17 protein-coding genes are annotated in these 22587 nt (G+C 39.4%); all 17 read left to right on the top strand.

What is annotated here, in order from left to right; all coding sequences use genetic code 11:
* Positions 1-22 precede the first annotated feature (22 nt).
* Entirely contained in the window at positions 23-406 is a 384-nt protein-coding gene (locus tag Q8S11_RS16305; RefSeq protein ID WP_305663191.1) for a high-potential iron-sulfur protein, read from the top strand.
* Between the two features lie 165 nt (positions 407-571).
* Entirely contained in the window at positions 572-1774 is a 1203-nt protein-coding gene (locus Q8S11_RS16300; protein ID WP_305663190.1) for a Rid family hydrolase, read from the top strand.
* Positions 1775-1926: 152 nt separating this feature from the next.
* A complete protein-coding gene (locus Q8S11_RS16295; RefSeq protein WP_305663189.1) occupies positions 1927-3315 on the top strand; it encodes a DegT/DnrJ/EryC1/StrS aminotransferase family protein in 1389 nt (462 codons plus the stop codon).
* Positions 3316-3377: 62 nt separating this feature from the next.
* Positions 3378-4724: a hypothetical protein gene (locus tag Q8S11_RS16290; RefSeq protein WP_305663188.1), complete on the top strand. Its 1347-nt coding sequence runs from the start codon at positions 3378-3380 to the stop codon at positions 4722-4724.
* 372 nt (positions 4725-5096) lie between these two features.
* Positions 5097-8258: a TonB-dependent receptor gene (locus tag Q8S11_RS16285; RefSeq protein WP_305663187.1), complete on the top strand. Its 3162-nt coding sequence runs from the start codon at positions 5097-5099 to the stop codon at positions 8256-8258.
* A 19-nt stretch (positions 8259-8277) separates the two neighbouring features.
* Positions 8278-10092, top strand: coding sequence for a RagB/SusD family nutrient uptake outer membrane protein (locus Q8S11_RS16280; protein ID WP_305663186.1), 1815 nt, complete (start codon positions 8278-8280; stop codon positions 10090-10092).
* Positions 10093-10111: 19 nt separating this feature from the next.
* Complete coding sequence (locus Q8S11_RS16275) at positions 10112-11185, top strand: DUF5017 domain-containing protein (RefSeq protein ID WP_305663185.1); 1074 nt, start codon at positions 10112-10114, stop codon at positions 11183-11185.
* A 93-nt stretch (positions 11186-11278) separates the two neighbouring features.
* Positions 11279-12379, top strand: coding sequence for a S9 family peptidase (locus tag Q8S11_RS16270; protein ID WP_305663184.1), 1101 nt, complete (start codon positions 11279-11281; stop codon positions 12377-12379).
* A gap of 50 nt (positions 12380-12429) precedes the next feature.
* Positions 12430-13515: an alpha/beta hydrolase gene (locus Q8S11_RS16265; protein ID WP_305663183.1), complete on the top strand. Its 1086-nt coding sequence runs from the start codon at positions 12430-12432 to the stop codon at positions 13513-13515.
* A gap of 17 nt (positions 13516-13532) precedes the next feature.
* Complete coding sequence (locus tag Q8S11_RS16260) at positions 13533-14528, top strand: amidohydrolase family protein (protein WP_305663182.1); 996 nt, start codon at positions 13533-13535, stop codon at positions 14526-14528.
* A gap of 49 nt (positions 14529-14577) precedes the next feature.
* Positions 14578-15948 carry a neutral/alkaline non-lysosomal ceramidase N-terminal domain-containing protein gene (locus Q8S11_RS16255; protein WP_305663181.1) on the top strand — a complete coding sequence of 457 codons (1371 nt, stop codon included), beginning with the start codon at positions 14578-14580 and terminating at the stop codon, positions 15946-15948.
* Positions 15949-16023: 75 nt separating this feature from the next.
* The gene (locus tag Q8S11_RS16250) at positions 16024-16719 is read left to right on the top strand and encodes a DUF1080 domain-containing protein (protein ID WP_305663180.1); all 696 of its coding nucleotides are present in this window, start codon (positions 16024-16026) and stop codon (positions 16717-16719) included.
* 25 nt (positions 16720-16744) lie between these two features.
* Positions 16745-18148 carry a putative oxidoreductase C-terminal domain-containing protein gene (locus Q8S11_RS16245; protein ID WP_305663179.1) on the top strand — a complete coding sequence of 468 codons (1404 nt, stop codon included), beginning with the start codon at positions 16745-16747 and terminating at the stop codon, positions 18146-18148.
* Between the two features lie 171 nt (positions 18149-18319).
* Positions 18320-19336, top strand: a complete 1017-nt coding sequence (locus Q8S11_RS16240; RefSeq protein WP_305663178.1) for an NAD(P)-dependent oxidoreductase — start codon at positions 18320-18322, stop codon at positions 19334-19336.
* A 30-nt stretch (positions 19337-19366) separates the two neighbouring features.
* On the top strand, positions 19367-20440 hold the full coding sequence (locus tag Q8S11_RS16235) for a dihydrodipicolinate synthase family protein (protein ID WP_305663177.1): 1074 nt from the start codon (positions 19367-19369) through the stop codon (positions 20438-20440).
* A gap of 35 nt (positions 20441-20475) precedes the next feature.
* Entirely contained in the window at positions 20476-21849 is a 1374-nt protein-coding gene (locus Q8S11_RS16230; protein WP_305663176.1) for an enolase C-terminal domain-like protein, read from the top strand.
* Between the two features lie 70 nt (positions 21850-21919).
* A partial coding sequence (locus tag Q8S11_RS16225; RefSeq protein ID WP_305663175.1) for a plastocyanin/azurin family copper-binding protein occupies positions 21920-22587 on the top strand: 668 nt, incomplete at its 3' end.

Below are 22587 nucleotides of genomic sequence, written 5' to 3'. Positions count from 1 at the left end.
TTAACCGGTTAAAATAAAAAGGATGGAAAAGCAAAAATTTTCAAGAAGAAGGTTCATTAGTAAGTATATACTTGCCGGTTCAGTTACATTAGGAACAGGTATGTTGATTGCCGGCAGTTCAGTAATGAGCATGGCTAAAGAAGGAGATTCACAGCAACAACCCAAAACTCCTCAGCCTGTTAAAAAAAACCCTTGTGACGATCTTACTGGAGTAAGTACCGAAGAAGTTGCAAAACGTAAAAAACTTGCATACGTGAATGATACACCCATTCCGGATAATCATTGCAGCAATTGTGCACTTTATCTTCCACCGGCTAAGGACAAACCTTGTGGTGGATGTATGTTGTTTAAAGGACCGGTTCGCGCCGAAGGTTATTGTGCTTATTGGGCACCGATTAATAATTAGGGGGTGTTGAGTATTGAGAAATTAGGAGAATTAGGTATATTGAAAGCTTAATGTTATAGAACAATAAACAAAGAATAATGACTATTCCCAGTTCTTTTCACGTTTAGCAGGATATCACTGACAATAGATAACAGACATCTAACAATTAACAACAGACAACTATTTATGAGAACTCTGATCTGTATTTATTTCTTATTTCTTGGTACATATGTTTTTGCCCAAAAAGGTCAACACATTCAGTATTCAGGAACTTCAAGCCTTTTAGGATCATCTGATGCAGTAATTGTTGATGATGTACCTCTTGTTCATACCACCCAATTTCTCCCTTTGGATAAATCCGGTAATATTGTTGGATCCGGTGATATCAATGCTCAGATCAGCCAGATTTTTTCTAATATTTCTTCAGCTTTAAAAAAGGCAGATTCAAACCTGAAAATGGTGGTTAAACTTAATGTCTATCTCAGGAATTCAAACCAGATAACTGTAGTTCAGGCACATATCAATAAGCGCTTTAAAACAGGCAAAAAGCCTGCTTTGAGTTTTGTTGCGGGTGATCTGTCCCATCCTGATATATTGGTTTCTATGGATGCCGTTGCAGTTGCAGGTAAAATGAGGCCTGAAAGTGTTAATTATTACATGCCTGAGGATTTGTCATCTGATCAGGGCACTGCCAGGGCTGCAATTTTGCCTGCAGGTCCGGTGGTTTATGTTTCAGGCCAGGCTATAAAGGGCGAACTTGCTGAAGCAACACGGGGGACATTAGAGCAACTTCAGGCCACTCTGCTATCCATTGGATTGGATAAAAAAGATATTGTTCAGATTAAATCTTTTATCAGGCCGATGTCTGATCTGAAGATTGTAGAGCAGGAGTTTGCCAAATTCTTTAAAGGCGCTACAATTCCACCACTTGTAAATGTGGAGTGGACAAGTACAGACCCTGTTATTGAAATAGAATTAATTGCTTCATCAGTAAATGCAGCAACTAAGTCCAATCAGCAATTGGATTTTATTACACCTCCGGGAATGACAGCTTCACCTGTTTACTGTAAGGTTACCCGGATTAATTATGGGCAAAAGATATTTATATCAGGATTATACGGACAAATTACGGGGAATGCAGATTCTGATCTGACCTCCATTTTCACATCAATGGGTACAATTCTGAAAAACACGGGAAGTGACTTCAGGCATCTTGTGAAGGCCACATATTATGTTAGCAACGATGTACACAGTGCAAAATTAAATGAAATTCGTCCTAAATACTATGATCCGCTTCGTCCGCCGGCAGCCTCCAAGGCTATGGTAAAAGATGTTGGTTTTCCACATGCTGGAATTTCTATTGACATGATTGGAGTTGTAATCAGGTAATTTTATTCTTTAAAACAAAATATTACATATAGATTATCAATCAATAATATTGTTTTAGAAAAAAATATTTTATATATTCGGGTACGTAAACGTTAATTTATCTTTCTTTCTTTATATAAGAAAACCATAAATTAATCTACAAAAAAATAACCATGAAAAATAAAAACACCGATTCATCGAGACGCAAATTTCTAAAACAGAGCTCCATGGCAGGCGTGGGAACTGTTTTAACAATGGGATTAACTCCTTCATTGTTAGCCGGGGATTTGAATAGTTCAGCAAGACCCGCAATTCTGGGTGGTCCATCGGCATGGGATAAAGCCAAATGGATCAAATGGCCAATATGGATACCTGAAACTGATGAAAAGCGTGTTCTTGAAGTTCTTAGAAGTGGGGTTTGGTCGCGTGCCGGGGTAGTCAACGAATTTGAAGCAGCCTGGGCAAATGCCAACGGTGCTAAACGTTGTTTAGTTGTAAACAATGGAACCAATGCTTTGATTGTTGCATTGAATCAACTGGATATTAAGGGGGGTGATGAAGTTCTTGTTCCACCCTATACTTTTATATCTACGGTTCAGGCCATATTGATGAACGGAGCTATGCCGGTGTTTGTTGATATAGATCCGGAAACATACCAGATTGATCCTGCTAAAATAGAAGCAAAGATTACGCCTCGTACAAAAGCAATTTTGCCCGTTCATATTTTAGGCATGCCGGCAGATATGCCAAGAATAATGGAAATTGCCAGAAAACATAATCTATATGTAGTTGAAGATGCCTGCCAGGCACCACTTACTGAAGTTAATAATCAAAAGGTTGGTACAATTGGGAATGCAGGATGTTTCAGTTTTCAAAACTCAAAAAATATTCCGATTGGTGAAGGCGGTGCGATTCTAAGTAATGATATCTCCTTTATGGATCGCTGTGTTTCTTTCCAGAATCTCGGATTGCCTTTTGGAACCGCAGTTGGGACATTTAATGCCGGAAGCATCAGGATTGGAACAAAAGTACGTATTACAGAATATCAGGCAGCCATAGGTTTAGCTCAGTTACAAAGACTTGATGCACAAACCACTGTTCGTGAAGAGAATGCGAAGTATTTAAAATCAAAGATTCAGAATATTCTAGGGATAGTTCCTTATAAGCTACATGATTGTGCAACCCGCGTTTCATTCCATTTGTTTTCATTCAGATATAAGAAAGAGGACTTTAAAGGCTTATCCAGAAATGCATTTTTACAGGCTTTACGCGCAGAAGGTGTGCCTTGTTCTGGCGGTTATACTCCTTTGAATAAACAGGAATTTCTTAAAGATGCTTTTGCTTCAAAAAATTATAAGAGAATGTATCATAAAGATATGCTTGATTATGATAAATATATGGAACAAAATCAGTGCCCTGAGAATGACCTTTTATGTACCGAAATGGTGTGGTTCACTCAGAACTTGCTTCTTGGTAGCAGGGAAGATATGGATTCGATTGCCTATGCCATCAACAAGATACAGGCAAGTGCAGAATCAGTAAAAAAATCATTAGAAAAATAATAAAACTAAATACAAACAAACCAATTGAATTATTGGAATTTTTTGATACGAAATAATATTGCATGAACAAATTAGACGGAATTGTTGAGTTGAACCAATTAAATACTACTGCTTTTATAGATGAAATTGCTGAGGAAAAATATCTGACTGCTAAGACTTATAATTCGGGGTTTCAAGAGGCACACGATACATACAATGCTTTGACAGCTGCCAGTGATGGTAAAATCTATTATGTTTTATCATCAGACCAAATCCATGTAGGAGGTAAACTGTACCTGTATGATCCGGAGACTGATAAAACTGAATTGCTTGGAGATTTGACTGAAATATGCGGTGAAAAGGATCAAATGTTTATCCCTCAGGGGAAAAGCCATGCCCGGTTCTTTGAAATGAACGGTAAACTTTACTTTTCAACCCATGTGGGGTATTATGAGTTAATCGATGGAATGGACCGTCTGCCGGTTAACCCTCCCGCCGGTTACAAGCTCTATCCGGGTGGTCAGATTTTATCATATGACCTGCAAAGCAGAGTATTCGAAAATCTTGCCCTTGTTCCCAATGGAGAAGGTATGGTATCCATGACAATGGATCGGGAACGTGGCCAAATCTTTGGTATTTCCTGGCCGAAAGGTAATTTTATACATTATGATATTGATAATAATAGACTAAAAGATCTGGGTCAAATATCCGGAAATGGTGAAGGCGGTGTAGCTGGTGAAGATTTTCGCTCATTATGCCGTTCACTTGTGGTAGATCCTTCTGATGGGACTGTATATTTTTCGACTTCAGAAGGTGATATTTTTAGCTATAATCCTGAAGTCGGGCAAATCATTAAACTTGAAAATGTTAATCTCCGGCTCGATTACTTTGGCAAATACGATCCAACAAGACCAGGAAGTATGGGTTATAACTGGAGAAAAATCTTCTGGTATAAACCCGAGGGTGTCGCTTATGGAGTTCATGGAAATTCCGGATATTTATTCCGTTTTGATCCTAAAAAATCCAAAATTGAATTGGTAAGACGTATTACTTCAGAGCCCTCGGCAAAAAGTGGTATGTTCGATCAGTTTAGTTATGGCTATCTGGGTTTTCAACTTGGCCCTGATGGTAAAACCATTTATTACCTTACTGGCGGACCGGTTTACAGCAATGGGAAACGAGTCACCGGTCAGTCTGAAATTGCTAAAGGTGCTGCAAAAGCTCTTGAAAATCTTCACTTAATTACTTATAATATACCTGAAGGTAAGTATCAGGATCATGGTCCTGTATTTTACCCGAACGGAGACCGTCCCTTATATGTAAATTCGATTGCTGTTGGAAAGGATGGCGAAGTTTATGCACTGGCCAGGATTACAGAAAATGGATCTACACGTACGGATCTGATAAAGGTTGCTAATCCATTTAATTAGTTTTATTTATTGTAGGTTTACCAACAGTCAAAAAAAGTATAAGTATTATTTAATTATTTTATTAATATTAATATATTAGTGTACGTAACCGGTTTTTATTTCTCTATTGTTGCAGCATTAGAAAAATGTATTAGTATAATCAGTATGAATTGATAATTTCACCAATTATTTGGATATAAAACCGCCAATTATTAAAATTTGTCAAATTCATATTTAAGCATTTTTTAACACAAACTAAAACCAATTCTATTACTATTTTTCTTAACAATGACGAATAACTGCAATTTTTTGTTTATTAAAAACGGGTACGCACCCGTTAAGTTACTTTGCCTATTTATTTACTATTAACTATAAACTATGCTAAAAATTTACATGATGAAGTTTAAAAAACAAAGGTATTATCCCTCCGGAGTAGGGGTAGTAATGCTGCTGATCCTTTTCCTCAGTTTTTCTGAGCAGGCTTTTTCCCAGCAATTAAAGAATGTTACGGGTACAGTTCTCGAGGATGGACAGCCATTGCCCGGGGTGACCGTACGGGTTAAGGGATCTACCAGAGGTACTACAACCCTGGCAAATGGAAAGTACAGTATTCAGGCTGCAAGTAATGAAACACTTGTGTTTGCATTTCTTGGGATGCAAACCCAGGAACTTGTGGTTGGAAACCGCACCACAATTGACGTTACTTTACTTGTTTCAAGTTCTTCTTTAAGTGAAGTTGTGGTAATTGGTTATGGCACAGTTGCCAAGCCCGATCTTACCGGATCTGTTGGAGTTGTTCCAATGGATGATATGATGAAAGCTCCGGTAGGAACATTCGCTGAGGCTTTGGCTGGTCGTGTTGCCGGTGTAAAGGTAAATGCAGCTGATGGTCAGCCAGGGGGTGGTATCAATATCGTTATCAGAGGAGCCGGCTCTTTGACACAAAGTACCTCTCCATTGTACGTTATTGATGGATTCCCGGTTGAAGATCCGGATCCTGCATCGATCAATCCTGAAGAGATCGAATCAATGACCATATTAAAGGATGCTTCTTCAACAGCGATCTATGGATCAAGAGCTGCCAACGGAGTAATTTTGATCCAGACAAAACGTGGAAAAGTTGGAAAATCAACTGTTAGTTTTTCCAGCTCCTATGGACTTCAAGCAGTTCCCAAACCAATGGAATTGATGAGTCCATATGAGTTTATCAAATATCAGACGGAATTAAACCCCAATGCTGCAACTACAAGGGCATTTTTTGCCAATGGAAAAACTCTTGAAGATTACAGAGGGGTTGAGGGAATTAATTTCCAGGATTATGTTTTGAGACAGGGAACAGTTCAGAACTACAACCTTGCATTAAGAGGTGGTAATGAACAAACTAAATACTCCATCTCCGGGTCTTTATTTGATCAGGCTGGTTCTATCATCAATACCGGGTTTAATCGTTATTCAGGTCGGGTAACTGTTGACCAAACAATCAGTAATAAAATTAAGGCAGGGGTAACTGCTAATTATAGCGGAATCAAACAAAACGGTCAGATTATTAATCAGGGAGCGGTGACCTCAGGCAACCCAACAGCTTTTGCTTTGGCAAGAACTTGGTTATACCGTCCAATTACACCTAATCCAAACGATGACCTTCTGGCTGACGCAGTTGATGATGAAGCGATGAATGCTTCCGATTTCAGGGTTAACCCGTTTATCGATCTTCAGAATCAGCATTCTTATAATCTCACTAATCTGGTTGAAGGAAACGGGTATATTAGTTATGACATAAATAAAGACCTGATCTTAAAAACAACAGCAGGTATCCGTCATAATAAATTGACGCTGGAGCGTTTTTACAATTCAAAAACAGCTCAGGGCGGACCAAGTCCGAATAATGTGAATGGAGTTAATGGTTCCATCAATAACATTTTCTCAAATAGTTTTTCAAACGAAACAACCCTGAATTACAAGAAAACATTTAAGCAGGATCATACGATTACAGGCCTTGGCTTATTTGCGATTAATAGTAATAATTCAAATGGCAAGTCTTATGGTGGCAGGTTATTGCCGAATGAGAATCTTGGAATGGATGGATTGGATGAAGGTCTGGCTTATAATCAGGGTTCCTACTCAAGTGTTAACACCATGGCATCTTATGCCGCTCGTTTAGATTACAACTATAAATCCAAATACATTGTAACCGGTACTTTCAGAGCTGATGGTTCTTCTAAATTCATCAATCACTGGGGTTATTTCCCTGGAGCGGCTTTAGCCTGGAATATGCATAAAGAAGGCTTTTTTACAAAAGTTTTACCTGGAATTTCAACATCCAAGTTAAGAACCAGTTATGGTAGCAATGGTAATAATAGAGTGGCAGATTTTGCTACCTATGCACGTTTGCAGCAAAGCATAAATGGTTATTCATTTAATAATTCAACTCCAATCGCAGCAAATTTCATTTCTGCAGTTGGTAACCCTGATCTTCAATGGGAAAAAGTGAATACTGTTGATGTGGGTTATGAATTAGGTATATTAAAGGACAGGATTACCTTTGAAGTTGATTTATATCGTAAAACAACTGAGGATCTGTTGCTTAATGCAATTTTGCCTCCATCTACAGGATTTACCTCTGCAGTAAAAAATATTGGTAAATTGAGAAATGATGGTCTTGAATTAACCTTAAACACTGTTAATGTTCAGTCTAAGGACTTTATCTGGGAAAGTAATTTCAACATCAGTTTCAACAGAAACAAAGTTATGGAACTTACCCGTGGTCAGCGCTCATTGAACAGTAATTCTGAATATGTATCTCAATTTAATAAGCCTTTATATGTGGCTGAAGTTGGTAAGCCAGCAGGTATGATGATCGGTTTTATTTGGGAAGGGAATTATCAGTATGACGATTTTGAAAATCCTTCTCCGGGTGTTTACATCCTGAAGCCTTCCATAGCTACCAATGGAGCCGTTCGTAATACTATTCAGCCGGGTGATATCAAATACAGGGATATGAACGGTGATGGGATTATGAATGATGCTGATTTAACGTTCATCGGTAGAGGTCAGCCAATCCATACAGGTGGTTTTTCAAATAATTTCACCTATAAGGCATTCAATCTGAATGTGTTCTTCCAATGGTCTTATGGTAATGATATCTATAATGCTAACAGACTGATTATGGAGGGTAACAGTAATGGATGGGCAAATATCAATCAGTTCGCAAGCTATTCAAACCGTTGGTCGCCTGAAAATCAAACCAATGCAAACTATCGTACCCGCGGACAAGGGCCAATTGGTTTCCACTCTTCAAGAGTTGTAGAAGACGGTTCTTTCCTTCGTATGAAAACGGTTTCATTAAATTATAATTTACCGGCAAAATTAATTAAGACTGCGTATATGAGTAATTTGAGTGTAAATGTTTCAGCTCAGAACCTGATTACATGGACGAATTATTCAGGCATGGATCCTGAAGTATCTACCCGTAATAATACCTTAACACCGGGATTTGATTATTCATCCTACCCAAGATCACCGACCATTGCCTTTGGTATTAAAGCAGGATTTTAACGAAATTAATTGAAAGAAAATGAAAATTAAATATTATATACTCGCAACATTATTCTTACTGAGTTTAGGCTCATGTAAGAAATATCTGGAGACAACTCCAACGGATTTTCTGAATCCGGATAATTACTATCAGACTGAAGCTCAGTTACAATTCGCACGTGCAGGTGTCTATGATCACCTGGGTGCCGGTGGTTTACATGGTACTTATGCAAGTTATTTGCTCGCATGGACCGCTGATGAAGGTTATATGAACAGAGCTACATTGACTACAGGTCCATGGAATTATTTCTATTCCTCTGCAGATCAATATAATGCAGGTTTATGGAATAACCTTTGGTCGGGCATTAATAAAGCGAATGTTTTGATTAAAAATGTAGATAAGAATCCTGCAATCGCCAAAGAGAAGCGTGACGCAATCAGAGGGGAGGCTTTGTTTTTGAGAGGCTATTATTATTTTACGTTGGTGCAGTATTTTGGAGGTGTTCCATTGAAAGTAGTTCCTACTACTTCTGTTGTTGATGTAGATTCGGAAAGAGCACCCGTTAAGGATGTTTATTTACAAATCATTAAAGACATGGAAGATGCTGAAAAACTTGTTCCGGGCATTAAAACGTTAGGTTTTGGTGGAGCGATCAGTAAATCGGCAGTTCGTGGTCTTTTGGCAAGGGTTAATTTGCACATGGCTGGTGATCCGGTCAAGGATAAAACCAGATATGCAGAAGCTAGCAAATGGGCTAAAATGGTAATTGACGATGCTGAAGCAGGTCATTCCTTGAATCCAAGTTATCCTGACATCTTCATGAAACTTGCCGCTGATCAATATGATATCAAGGAAAGTATCTGGGAAGTTGAGTTTTATGGAAACCGTACCGACCAGTATGTTGAAACCGGTAATATTGGCTGGATCAATGGTCCTGCTGCCGGAGCGGCATCTTCAACCGGAAGAGCAGATGCTTACATGAATATCACATCTGAGTTCTATAATAAATTTGAGCCAGGAGATAACCGTAAATGGTTTAGCATTGCTCATTTTACCTATACAGCTGCAGGCGCCAAAACCATGAGCTTATTGCCAGTCAATGAAAATGCGATGAACCTTATGAAACCTGGAAAATGGAGAAGGGAATATGAGACTTTAAAACCTCAGAGTCCGACTACTACTCCAATAAATATGGTTCTGTTAAGATATTCTGATATTTTGTTAATGTATGCAGAAGCAGAGAATGAAATGAAAGGTCCAACTGCTGATGCAATTGAACAATTCAATAAAGTTAGAAGAAGAGCCTGGTCTACAGGTATTAAAACCATTACAGTAACAAATGGCGGTTCAGGTTATACCACAGCTCCAACCGTTACATTCAGTGGAAATGGTGGTGCTACTGCAACCGCAACTATTTCAGGAGGTAGAGTAACTGAAATTACCCTTGCCCGTGATCCGATGGCAGTCACCTTTTTTAACGAAGGAAAATATACTACTGTTCCTACCATTACTATCAGTGGTGGTGGTGGCTCAGGTGCAACTGCAACTGCTACCATTAACAGGGCAACCGATGGTAATATCAATCCAGCCTCAAAAGCTGCATTCCTTGAGGCAATTCAGGATGAAAGGATGAGAGAGTTTAACTTTGAAAATACCAGAAAGGCCGATCTGCTTCGTTGGGGAACATTCCTGAAAGTTCATCAGGATATGGGTAACAAATTACAGCAACAAAGTCCGGGACAATATTTTGTAAAATATTACTCAAATGTTAGTACCCGTGATCTTTTGATGCCAATTCCAATCAACGAAATGTCTTCAAACTTAAAAATGACTCAAAATCCGGGTTGGGAATAATTAATCAAAATTAGAAATTATGAAACGAAAAATATATAGTATGCTCGCTGCGGCGCTTATAATGGCGTCCTGCGAAAAACCTGCAATTGAAGCTGAGGCGCCGGCATTTGATGTGGTGGCTGAAAAATCTACCTATAAAGCAGGAGAGGTTGTTAAATTTATGATCACAGGTGGGGAAGCGCAATCAATCGCCTTTTACTCAGGGGAGTTGCTGAAAGATTATGCATCAAGAACCGGAAGGGTAGCTGATGTTGCCGGAGCTGGTGCAACACTTCAATTTACCAGCAGTGTGCAGTTGGGAACGCAGACCAATCAGGTCTCACTTCTTGCCTCCACAAATTTTAATGGTGATTATGGTAGTGTCGCTAAATTAAAAGCTGCAACCTGGGTCGATATAACCAACAGGTTTAATCTTGGTACAGGTACTGCCTTTCTCGCTTCTAAGACAGTTGATATATCGGATCTTCTTGTAGCTGGTAAGCCAATTTATTTTGCCTTCCGATACAATACCAGGAAGCAGGCCACCAATGGTTTAGCCCGTCAGTGGTTCATTCAGACATTTACTTTGAACAGTAAAAAATTGCTGGATAATTCACTAACACTAACCATTGCCGATCAGGCTGGTACAGGATTCAGAATTGTTGACGACCTGAAAGACAAAGCTCCTGCTCTGTCTTCGGTTACCGCTACCCGGTTAACCCTGCAAGGCAATACCTATTTGCATGCAGGCTTGCCTCAATTTAATCCGGCAAATCCAATTTTTGATCCTAAAAATGGAATTTACGATCCTCAGGATCCAGCTTATCAACCAACTGCAGTCTTTAAGCCATTTGTTCCTTTCGATCCGGCAAGCCCGAATAATGATCCTGAAAGTGAGCATTGGGCAGTTAGTAAAGCGATAAGTATTGATAAAATAGATTTAGGTCCTGACTGGTCAACAGCGATTAAAGGCCTTACTAATCCGGCTCTGACTGAGTATCGTTATACTTATTTAAAGCCTGGTACCTATACAGCTACCTTTGTTGCGGCTAACGGTAATATAGATCAGCAAAAAGTAGTTACAAAGGATATTTCGATTACAATAACTCCGTAATTGGATTCAATTCAGATAGAAGGATTAATTCGCAATTGCGGGTTAATCCTTTTATTTTTATAGCACAGTCCCAATATTTACAATTAAAAGGATATGGCATTAATTTCAAAATTTCTTTTAGTTCTATTTTTAACTTTTAATCTTTTACCTGCTCAGGTATGGCAAGGGTTTAAAGATATAATTACAGTAAAAGACCTTCCGGCTACTAGTTCTTCTTCTCATGAAAAGAAGAGACAGCAGATTCTTAGAAATATGGAAAAAGCCATGGGCAAACTTCCTGATCGTTCTAATTTACCTGCTTTTGATACTAAGGTAACAGACAGTTTGAAGGAGGAAAAATTTACCCGGTATACCCTTGATTTTGCAATTGCAGAAAATGAACGATTGCCTGTTTACCTGTATGTTCCCAAACAAAGAGGCAGTATCCAAAGAATTCCGGCAATGCTTGTTTTACATGGAACAAGTGTACTCGGAAAAGGTGTTGTAGATGGTCAGGGACCCTTACCGAACCGTGCACATGCCCGTGAGCTTGCAGAACGTGGCTATGTAGTTATTGCACCTGATTACCCGAGCTTTGGTGATTTAAAGGATCATGATTTTGATACCGACAGATATGAATCAGCAACGATGCAGGCCATTTTTAATCATATGCGCTGTGTTGATCTGCTTCAGAGCAGAACGGATGTAGATCCAGACAATATTGGTGTAATCGGACATTCCCTCGGCGGACATAATGCGATGTTTGTTGCCGCCTTTGATACCCGTTTAAAGGTAGCGGTTTCCAGTAGTGGCTGGACCCAGTTCGAATATTATAATATCGGTGAAGAAGGATCTAAGAAATATGGCGGTAAACTTGGGCCATGGGCACAAACAAGGTATATGCCATTAATCCGAACAAAATATAAACTGGAGGCCAAACGCATTCCCTTCAATTTTGATGATGTCATTGCAGCTATTGCTCCAAGGGCTTTTTTCTCTGTTTCACCTCTTAAGGATAGTAACTTTGATGTGACTGGGGTAAGGGTGGGTGTTAAATTGGCTGAAAAGGTTTACAGGAATTTAGGAGCGGTTGAGATGCTCCAGGTGCGTTATCCGGATGCAGGCCATGATTTTCCGGTTGAAAACCGCAAAGATGTCTATAGCTTTTTAGATAGAACATTAAGACATACACCATTATATTCCCCTGTTAAGTAATTCGTTTCTGCTTATTTTGATCTTATATTTATTAAAATTATTTCCATTCCATGATAAAAACTAAAAGACATACCATCACAAGCTGTTTACCAATTTTGGTAATTCTCTTTTTGCTCCTTCCGGCATTGGGCTTAGCTCAGGACAATACTGTTCTGAGGGATCATCAAAAGTACAGAAAGGAAGTACTGAAGAATATGCAAAAGGTAATGGGTAAATTGCCTAAACGAGCAGCTTTAAAACGTTCTGATATTCAAGTAGTTGACAGTATTATCGAAGCTGGTTTCACCCGTTATAATATACTTTTTACAGTCGCAAAGAATGAAGTACTCCCTTTGTATCTGTATATTCCATCACAGACCGGTATCCAAAAAAAATTACCGGCAATGCTGGTTTTACACGAGACTGACCCACTGGGTAGAAAGGCTGTTGACGGTCAGGGAAATAAGGCAAACCGTGCACATGCAAGGGAACTTGCTCAGAGAGGCTACATTGTAATAGCTCCTGATTTCCCTAGTTTCGGAGATATTGAAGATTATAATTTTGATACTGATCGTTATAAATCTGGTACCATGAAAGGTATTTTTAACCATATGCGTTGTATTGATTTGCTTCAAAGCAGAGCTGATGTAGATATTGAAAATATTGGGGTTCTTGGTCATTCGCTAGGTGGACATAATTCCATATTTCTGGCAGCAATGGATGAGCGTGTTAAAGTGGCTGTCAGTAGTTGCGGATGGACCCAACTGGACTATTATAATATTGGAGCCGAGGCTGAAAAGAAATATGGTGGAAGGCTTGGTCCCTGGGCTCAAACCCGCTATATGCCATTATTAAGAACAAAGTATAATCTCGACAATAAAAAGGTTCCTTTCGACTTCAATCTGATGATTTCAGCAATAGCACCCAGGGCATTCTTTTCCGTTTCCCCAACCAGGGATGCTAATTTTGATTATAAAGGAGTTCAGGCCGGAATTGCCTTGGTAGAACCAATTTACCGCGATCTCAGTTTAATCAGTAATCTGCAGGTACGATATCCTGATGATGAACACGATTTTCCACTCGAAAATCGTAAGGAAGCCTATGCTTTTATTGATAAAATATTGGGTCATTCACCCAGATTTACTGAATTCAAATAATATAATCAGCTTTCGGAATGCTCAAAAAAGAATACTCAAGACGTGAATTTATAATCAAAAATTCATATGCAGGGCTTGGTGCAGCTCTAACAATGGGATTTGTTCCTTCCCTAATTGCAAATACTCTGGATCATAATGCAGGCCGGGATCTTAGAAATGCGGCAGAGCCAATTATTGATATACACCAGCATACAGATTATAGTGGCAGATCAAATGATCTGCTGATTCCACATCAGCGTGCAATGGGTATAACCAAAACAATTTTATTGCCTGCAGGCCGTCCGCTTAGTTATGGTTCAACCTATTATGGTTATAGTAATGGATTGCAGGCGAAAGCTACCGGTAATGAAGTATGTTATCAATTTGCCAAAACTCATTCTGATGAATTTATTTTCGGGGCAAATGAAGTCCCTGATATGCCGGGTGCAGTGCAGGAAATTGAAAAATATCTGAAGCTGGGTGCACCTGTTATTGGGGAGCTCAAATTCGGGCTTGATTGTGATTCACCTGCTATGCAAAGTATTTATGAACTGGCAACTTCTTATAATGTTCCGGTTCTGATGCACTGGCAGCACAATATGTATAACAGGGGTATTGAACGCTTCCATACCATGCTGAAGAAATACCCAAAAGTGAACTTTATAGGTCATGCGCAGACCTGGTGGGCAGATATCGATAAGAATCACAGCGATCCGAATATTCTATATCCTAAGGGGACTGTCAGCAGGGGCGGACTTACTGATCGTCTTCTGACTGAGTATCCAAATTTGTATGGTGATTTTTCTGCAGGTTCCGGTTTGGGATCTCTCACCCGGGATGAAGATCACGCCCGCGGCTTTTTAGAGCGTCATCAGGATAAATTGCTTTTTGGCAGTGATTGTTCTGATTCACTGGGTGCCGGAAAATCCTGCCTTGGGGTTAATATCATATCGGCTATCCGTAAATTAGCTCCAAATAAATCAATCGAACGAAAAATACTCTACGGGAATGCACAAAAACTATTTAAAATTTAGATAAGTTTTGGGTATTCCTTAATTTTTACACCTCATAAAAACCTTCAGAATGAAAATTTCAATTATTAATTTGTTAATCGTTTTCCTGGCATTTATCAATCCTGTTCAGGCACAGAATAATGCAGCCCTGGTATGGAAAGCCGGTGTTAGCAAGGCTGATATTACCCCTAAGATGGCCATGCCTATGGCAGGTTTTGCCTCCCGAACCCATTCATCAGAAGGTACTTTACATCCCTTATGGGCAAAAGCCCTGGCTCTGGAAGATTCTAAGGGAAATAAGGCTGTAATGATCAGTACTGATCTTTTGGGTTTTCCTAAAGATGTTTCTGATCGGATCAGGGACCGGGTAAAATCGCAATTTGGATTAGATCGTGCTCAGATTATACTGAACAGTTCCCATACCCATTCAGGGCCTGTAATTGGGGACGCTCTGATGGATATTTATGTTCTTGATAATCAACAGATTGAACGCATTAAGCAATACACAAAAGTTCTCGAGGATCAGATTGTAAATATGGTGGGAGAGGCTTTGAAGAATCTGGAACCAGCCGCGCTATATGCTCAGAATGGTGTTACCAGATTTCAGGTCAATCGCCGCAATAATGCAGCAAACTTACTTACCCAGCTTACCGAACTTCAGGGTCCTAATGATTTTGCTGTACCGGTGATCAAAGTTTTGAATGCCAAAGGGGATATCAAAGCCATTGCTTTTGGATATGCCTGTCATCCCACAGTTTTAAGTGATTATAATTGGTCGGGGGATTATCCTGGATTTACCCAGATAGAGCTTGAAAAAACCTATCCGGGAGCCACTGCACTCTTTTTTCAAAGTGCCGGCGCCGACCAGAATCCTTTACCCAGACATACCGTCCCTTTAGCTAAGCAATATGGAAAGGAACTCGCTGCAGCAGTTGAGCGGGTACTGGAAGAAGATATGAGAAAATTACCTTCAGGTTTGAGTACTGCTTACTCAGAATTGGATCTTCCACTGGCAACACCACCAACTGAGGCAGAATACACAAAATACATTGGCTCTACAACTGTACCTTATCAAAAGAGATGGGCTGAACGTATGCGTGGAAAGATCAGGGCAGGGGAGAAGTTAATGACTTCTTATCCTTTTCCGGTTCAGGTTTGGTCTATCGGAGATCAGCCAATTGTTAGCCTGGGAGGTGAACTTCTGATCGAATATTCGATAAAAATTAAGCAAATGCTGGGTGCTGAAGCATTTGTTTATGGTTATTCCAACGATGTTATGGCTTATGTTCCTTCATCCCTGGTACTAAAAGAAGGTTCATATGAAGGAGAATCACATACTGTTTATGGATTACCTTCTAAATGGCAGGTTGGTATCGAGACAAGGATATTGAATGAAGTAATTAAACTATCAGAGAAAATCGGACTGATTAAAAACAAATAATTTAGTATAGGTTTCATACTGATTAATATTCAGGATGAAATCCCCTATATTTACGTGTACGTAAACGGAGAATTTATGAAAAGAATACTGTTGCTTGTAGCTCTGATATTTATCAGCTTTACCTCAAAAGGAGAAAATTATCCTGATCCCGGGAAAGGATGGATCAGTCTTTTTGATGGGCACAGTCTTAATGGTTGGCACCACTTTAATAACACCAAAGAAATTACAAACTGGAAGATAGAAGACGGTTCACTGGTATGTCTTGGAGCAAAAGGCCCCAGCGGATCCGGAGATATAATCAGCGATCGCTCATTTAGGAATTTTGAGCTAAGATGGGATTGGAAAGTAGATAAGGGAAGCAATAGCGGGGTTTTTTATCACATTGTCGAAGATCCAAAATACAAAAGAGCAATAGAAACCTCACCCGAATATCAGATAATTGATGATGAAAATTTCCCTGCAAAACTTGAAGACTCGCAAAAGGCAGGTGCCGATTATGCAATGTATTCTCCAAATGAAAAAAAGGTGCTTAAACCGATAGGTGAATGGAATACTTCCCGGATTATCTTTAAGAATGGAAGGGTGGAACATTGGCTCAATGGAAACCGGATTGTTAAATTTAAAGCATGGACTAAGGCATGGCACAAACTTAGAACTGAAGGGAAATGGAAAGAATATCCGGATTATGGTCTATCGCCAGAAGGTAAGATAGGTCTGCAGGATCATGGTAATAAGGCTTACTTTAAGAATATTCAACTAAGGGAATTATAATAATTGAACATAAAAACAAACATTTATGAAGAACAAACAGTTTTATTCATTCGTCGGGAATACTTTCCTGATCCTTGGAACAGCCATTATGCTTGCAGGAAGCAGTTGTGGAAATAAACAGGTTGCAAATGATATGAAAGAGGAGAAAATTCGCATCATCACACTTGACCCCGGTCATTTTCATGCTGCCTTATTGCAAAAATCAATGTATGAAGAAATCGATTCAGTGGTTCACATCTATGCTCCAGACGGATCAGAATTAGATAATCACATGAAATTGGTTGATAGCTATAATTCAAGGGAAGAGAATCCAACAACATGGAAACATAAAATTTACCGCGGTCCTGATTACCTTGAAAAAATGTTCAGTGAGAAGGCGGGAAATGTGGTTATTATTTCTGGTAATAATAAATTGAAGACAAACTATATCAGCCGGGCTATCGACTCAGGCATGAATGTACTTGCTGATAAACCGCTCGCAATTGACCAGGATGGATTCAAATCACTGGAAAATGCATTTGCTAAGGCAAAGGAGAAAAATGTTGTTCTGTACGATATCATGACAGAACGGTATAATATTTATTATGTTCTTCAGCGAGCATTAAGTCAGGATACTGCATTTTTTGGCTCTTTGGAAAAAGGGACACCTGATAATCCTGCGGTGATGCAGGAGAGTGTTCACCATTTCTACAAGAATGTTTCTGGTAAGCCCCTGGTTAGGCCGGCATGGTTCTTTGATGTGGAACAGGAGGGTCGTGGATTGGTTGATATTACTACTCATATGGTCGATCTGATCCAATGGGAATGTTTCCCCGATGTGGTTCTTGATTATAAGAAGGATATCAATATGATTTCAGCAAAGGAATGGGCAACTCAGCTTAATTTAGAGCAGTTTCAAAGATCAACTATGAAGGAGCAGTTCCCGGATTATCTCCAGAAATATATTAAAAACGGTATATTAAATGTAATGTCGAACGGGGAGATGAATTATACCATTAAAGGAGTTCATGCACGTGTAGGGATAAAATGGAATTATGAGGCACCTGCAGGATCAGGAGATATGCATTTTGCAAAAATGCGTGGAACCAAAGCCAATATATTAATCAGGCAGGGAAAAGAACAAGCTTATAAGCCCGTGGTTTACCTTGAGCTACTAAATTCAGGTGCAAACTCTGAGAAGAATTTAATGGATGCAATTGGAAGGTTACAAACTGTGTATCCTGGTATTGCTGTGAAGAAAGCCGGAAAGGAATGGGAGTTAATTATACCTGATAAGTATAAAGTGCCTCATGAGGAACACTTTGCTGAAGTTGTAAAAAATTACCTGACTTATTTGAAAGGAACTGAACTCCCTGCATGGGAAGTGCCAAATATGCTTGCTAAATATTATACAACCACAAAGGCGGCAGAAATGGCAAAAGCCAAATGATTAAATGGAATTAAATCGTTTAATTGAATAGTAAAGGTTTATTGAGATAGAATAAAGCTTATAAAAATTGTTTTGTATTTTTCGGGATTGGCTGGAGGCTTTTCCCTATTTGCCGGATCATCTTTATAAAAGCTGATCGATTAATGAATTGTTTTTTAATTAAGATTTAAAATGACTGATTTAGAAGTATTAGAACAAGAATTATTAAAGCCAACAGATGCTTTGATCAATGATATTGCAAAGATCGATGGGGATATAATTCTGTTGGGTGTAGGTGGGAAAATGGGGCCGAGTATGGCAAAATTAGCTCGCAGAGCAATTACTCAGGCTGGAATCAACAAAAAAATTATTGGAATTTCGCGTTTCTCAGAAGCCGGTACACGTGAAGAACTTGAAGCAGACGGCATTGAAACGATAGCTGCAGATCTGCTGAATGAAAAAGACCTTGCCGCTTTACCTGATGCACCTAATATTATCTATCTTGCCGGTACTAAGTTTGGAACTACAGGAAAGGAACCTTTTACCTGGGCAATGAACTCTTATCTGCCGGGTCGTGTTGCTGAGCGATATAAAAATTCACGCATTGTTGCCTTTTCTACAGGAAATGTGTATCCCTTTACTCCAATTGGTTCAGGAGGCCTTTCTGAAGACCATTACCCTGCACCGGTAGGAGAATACGGTCAGTCATGCTTAGGAAGAGAGCGTGTTTTTCAGTATTTCTCAGAAAGATACCAGATTCCAACCTTGATTTATCGTTTGAATTATGCCATTGATCTTCGATACGGTGTTTTATTGGAAATTGCAAAGTCAGTAAATGAAGGAAGGGCTATTGATCTGACAACCGGTAGTGTGAACGTGATCTGGCAGGGTGATGCTAATGAGATTGCTATCCGATCTTTGTTGCATTGTGAAGTTCCGGCTAATATTCTGAATGTTACAGGTCCGGAGACGCTCTCAGTAAAATGGCTTGCAGAGCAGTTTGGACTATTAATGGATAAAGAACCTCTTTTTGTTTATGATCCGCAGCCGAATGCTTTATTAAATAACGCATCCAAAGCACACAAATTATTTGGCTATCCAAGAGTAACAGTCCGTGATATGATTGAAATGACTGTAGCATGGCTTCAGGGTGGAGGTAAGATGATTAATAAGCCTACCCATTTTCAGGAAAGAAAAGGCCAGTTTTAAATATATTTTTGTATATAATTTAGTTAATATATGTCAACCCAAACATTAGATCCCGCACTTAAAAATTTACTGAAAAGCGGAACAGTTCTACCTGCAATTCCACTGGCATTAAACTCTTCAAGACAGTTTGATGAAGCTCGTCAAAGGGGACTTGCAAGGTATTATGTAGCTACAGGTGCTGGTGGTCTTGCAGTTGCAGTGCATTCAACCCAATTTGAGATCAGGGATCCTGAAATTAATCTGTTTGAAACCGTTTTGAGAGTTGTTTCAGAAGAGATAGATGCAGCAAATCCGGGAAGACCATTTATAAAAATTGCAGGAATTTGCGGGCCAACTGATCAGGCGGTAAAGGAGGCTGAAACGGCATTGAAATACGGTTTTGATCTTGGGCTGCTCAGTATGGGCGGACTTCAATCCTGGACAGAGGAGGCCATCCTCCAGCGTGTTCGTGATGTGGCTGCTGTAATGCCTCTTATTGGATTTTATCTTCAGCCTTCTGTTGGGGGCCGTATATTTACCTACAAATTTTGGCAGGAATTTGCCGAAATCAAAAATATAGAGGCAATTAAAGTCGCCGCATTTAACCGTTATCAGACACTTGATGTAGTCAGGGCGGTCTGTGCATCCTCCAGATGTAATGAGATTGATCTTTACACCGGAAATGATGATAATATCATACCTGATCTTTTGACTAAATACAGCTTCGCTATCGATGGAAAAAGGGTTGAGAAGGAGTTTGTAGGTGGCTTACTTGGCCATTGGGCTGTATGGACAAGAGCGGCTGTTAAATTGCTGGATGAAATAAAAGCCTGTAAAGCAAATGGCAATAAGGGGATTGCGCAATTACTGACGAAAGGAATTGAAGTCACGGATATGAATGCCGCAATCTTTGATCCTGCGAATAATTTCCATGGTTGTATACCAGGTATCCACGAGGTTTTACGCAGACAGGGCTTATTGGAGGGACGCTGGTGTCTGAATCCTCAGGAAGAATTGTCAAATGGTCAGATGGAAGAGATTGATCGGGTGTGTAAAGCCTATCCTCATCTAATTGATGATCAGTTTGTTAAGGAACTTCTTCTTTCAGAATTTTTGTCTAAATAGCTATTCCAGGTATATTAATTTTCATAAATTACAAGATGGACAGAAGAAGATTTGTTAAAAGTGCCGGCGTTTTGGCTGCCTTAAGTTCTATGAACCTCCCAGATCTTCATGGTTCTGATTCTGCCGCTTTAAAATTGATCAAAATTGTCCGGACTCAGTCAGATTTTGAACGTGAAAAACTGATTCGTCCATTCGGGTTTAAGGGTGGATATCTAACTGAATTATGGCAGGTCGCATCCAGAATGCAATCTGAATCCGGTGTATCCGGAATCGGAATTGGGACCCAAAGCGTACTTTATGGGGATGCTGATTTATTCTCCCGGCATTCAGAAACTGTAGGGAATGCAATGATGTACGATCTGGTCAATAAATCTCTTGAGCATGTTAAAAAAACTCCATTCAAGACTCCGATTGAGTTAATTGATAAAATATTACCTTTTGTAGTTCAGGATGGAAAAAAGATTACAGGAAAGCAGGATCTGAACCTCAATTTTGTCTATAATGCCCTTGTTGGTGTCGATAATGCTGCCTGGATAACCTATGCTGCTGAGAATAAGTTCAGCAGTTTTGAGACTATGATCCCGGAGCCGTATAAAAAGGCTTTATCCCACAGAAATGAAAAAATAGCGATCATGTATCAGATTCCTTACGGTATGCCTATGGAGGATCTGAAAAATGCTGTAAAACAGGGATATTTTGTTTTTAAGATTAAAACAGGTGCTCCAGGTTCCCAATCAGAGATGTTAAAGGCTGATATGAGCAGACTAAGTCTGATTCATGAAACCCTTAAAAATATGCGAACCGGGCAGACTCCGGACGGTAAATTAATCTACACAATGGATGCAAATGCCCGGTATGAGAAGAAAGAAACACTCTTAAGATACCTGGATCATGCCCGAAAGATTGGCGCTTTTGATCAGATTCTGTTAATTGAAGAGCCATTGAATGAAAATAATGATGAAAGTGTCGCAGATATTGACCTCAGGATTGGTGCAGACGAAAGTGTACATGATGAACAATCTGCTATAAAACGCCTTGATCAGGGGTATAAGGTCATGGTATTGAAAGGTATCGCTAAGACACTCAGTCTATCGGTAAAAATTGCCAAACTTGCCGCTGACAGAAATGTTCCCTGTATGTGTGCTGATCTAACTGTGAATCCTATCTTAATTGACTGGAATAAAAATCTTGCAGCTCATCTCGCTCCTTTTCCTGTTATCAATATGGGAATGATGGAGACAAACGGAGATATGAACTATGTTAACTGGAAAAATATGGTGAATTATCATCCTGCTGCACACGCATCCTGGATGATTCCTAAAAATGGGGTATTTGAACTGAATTCTGATTTTTATGAAAGGAGCGGAGGGATATTTGAACCTTCTGTTCATTATCAGTCAATGTTTTAGATCTTTAATATGACACAATTATGCAATGATAAGGCCTGGTAAAAAGATATTTTCCTTAATACTGGCCTTTTTGGCATTTGTACAGTTGTATGCGCAATCTGATACCAGTACAGTCAGAACCATAAAAATAGATGTACTTGTTGGCCTTCAATTCGATCTGGTTAGGTTTAATGTGAAGCCGGGCGAAAAACTAAATCTGATTTTCAGCAATAGTGATGATATGAGTCATAACCTTCTCATCACAAAACCCGGAACAAGGCTTGATGTTGTAAATGAGGCCCTAAAATTAGGGGAGAAGGGTCCTTCATTGGATTTTATTCCTACATCTTCTTCTGTTTTATGGGCAATCCCCCTTGTAAATCCAAATCAGTTGAGGACCTTGAGTTTTACCGCACCAATACAGGAAGGAGTATACCCTTATGTATGTACACTGCCGGGCCATGGCTTTATCATGTTTGGTGCAATGTATGTTAATGCCGGGGGGGAAATGCCGGATCTTAAAAATGATCCTAATATACCTCCAAATCGCAGAACTGAGGATAATCCCATAGCAAACAGTTCTCATAAGGATCATGATCAGGTTAAAAAGATCAAACCTTTGCATTCATATACTCCAGTATCACCCTATCTGTACCGGGTTTTTATAGAAGGAGCGAGTCCGGCGGCTATTGCAGTAAGTCTTCCCGATGATTTATCCTATTGCTGGGATGCAGGTACCTGTAGATTACGCTTTGCCTG

This window comes from Daejeonella sp. (assembly GCF_030695525.1).
Lineage (GTDB): Bacteria > Bacteroidota > Bacteroidia > Sphingobacteriales > Sphingobacteriaceae > Daejeonella.
This window is presented reverse-complemented; position numbering and strand designations above follow the sequence as displayed.

Coding starts and splice junctions, on each gene's coding strand:
- Q8S11_RS16255 (WP_305663181.1), top strand. CDS start 14,578: ATGAAAATTTCAATTATTAATTTGTTAATCGTTTTCCTGGCATTTATC.
- Q8S11_RS16265 (WP_305663183.1), top strand. CDS start 12,430: ATGATAAAAACTAAAAGACATACCATCACAAGCTGTTTACCAATTTTG.
- Q8S11_RS16295 (WP_305663189.1), top strand. CDS start 1,927: ATGAAAAATAAAAACACCGATTCATCGAGACGCAAATTTCTAAAACAG.
- Q8S11_RS16245 (WP_305663179.1), top strand. CDS start 16,745: ATGAAGAACAAACAGTTTTATTCATTCGTCGGGAATACTTTCCTGATC.
- Q8S11_RS16285 (WP_305663187.1), top strand. CDS start 5,097: ATGATGAAGTTTAAAAAACAAAGGTATTATCCCTCCGGAGTAGGGGTA.
- Q8S11_RS16270 (WP_305663184.1), top strand. CDS start 11,279: ATGGCATTAATTTCAAAATTTCTTTTAGTTCTATTTTTAACTTTTAAT.
- Q8S11_RS16305 (WP_305663191.1), top strand. CDS start 23: ATGGAAAAGCAAAAATTTTCAAGAAGAAGGTTCATTAGTAAGTATATA.
- Q8S11_RS16275 (WP_305663185.1), top strand. CDS start 10,112: ATGAAACGAAAAATATATAGTATGCTCGCTGCGGCGCTTATAATGGCG.
- Q8S11_RS16300 (WP_305663190.1), top strand. CDS start 572: ATGAGAACTCTGATCTGTATTTATTTCTTATTTCTTGGTACATATGTT.
- Q8S11_RS16250 (WP_305663180.1), top strand. CDS start 16,024: ATGAAAAGAATACTGTTGCTTGTAGCTCTGATATTTATCAGCTTTACC.
- Q8S11_RS16280 (WP_305663186.1), top strand. CDS start 8,278: ATGAAAATTAAATATTATATACTCGCAACATTATTCTTACTGAGTTTA.
- Q8S11_RS16260 (WP_305663182.1), top strand. CDS start 13,533: ATGCTCAAAAAAGAATACTCAAGACGTGAATTTATAATCAAAAATTCA.
- Q8S11_RS16290 (WP_305663188.1), top strand. CDS start 3,378: ATGAACAAATTAGACGGAATTGTTGAGTTGAACCAATTAAATACTACT.
- Q8S11_RS16230 (WP_305663176.1), top strand. CDS start 20,476: ATGGACAGAAGAAGATTTGTTAAAAGTGCCGGCGTTTTGGCTGCCTTA.
- Q8S11_RS16240 (WP_305663178.1), top strand. CDS start 18,320: ATGACTGATTTAGAAGTATTAGAACAAGAATTATTAAAGCCAACAGAT.
- Q8S11_RS16235 (WP_305663177.1), top strand. CDS start 19,367: ATGTCAACCCAAACATTAGATCCCGCACTTAAAAATTTACTGAAAAGC.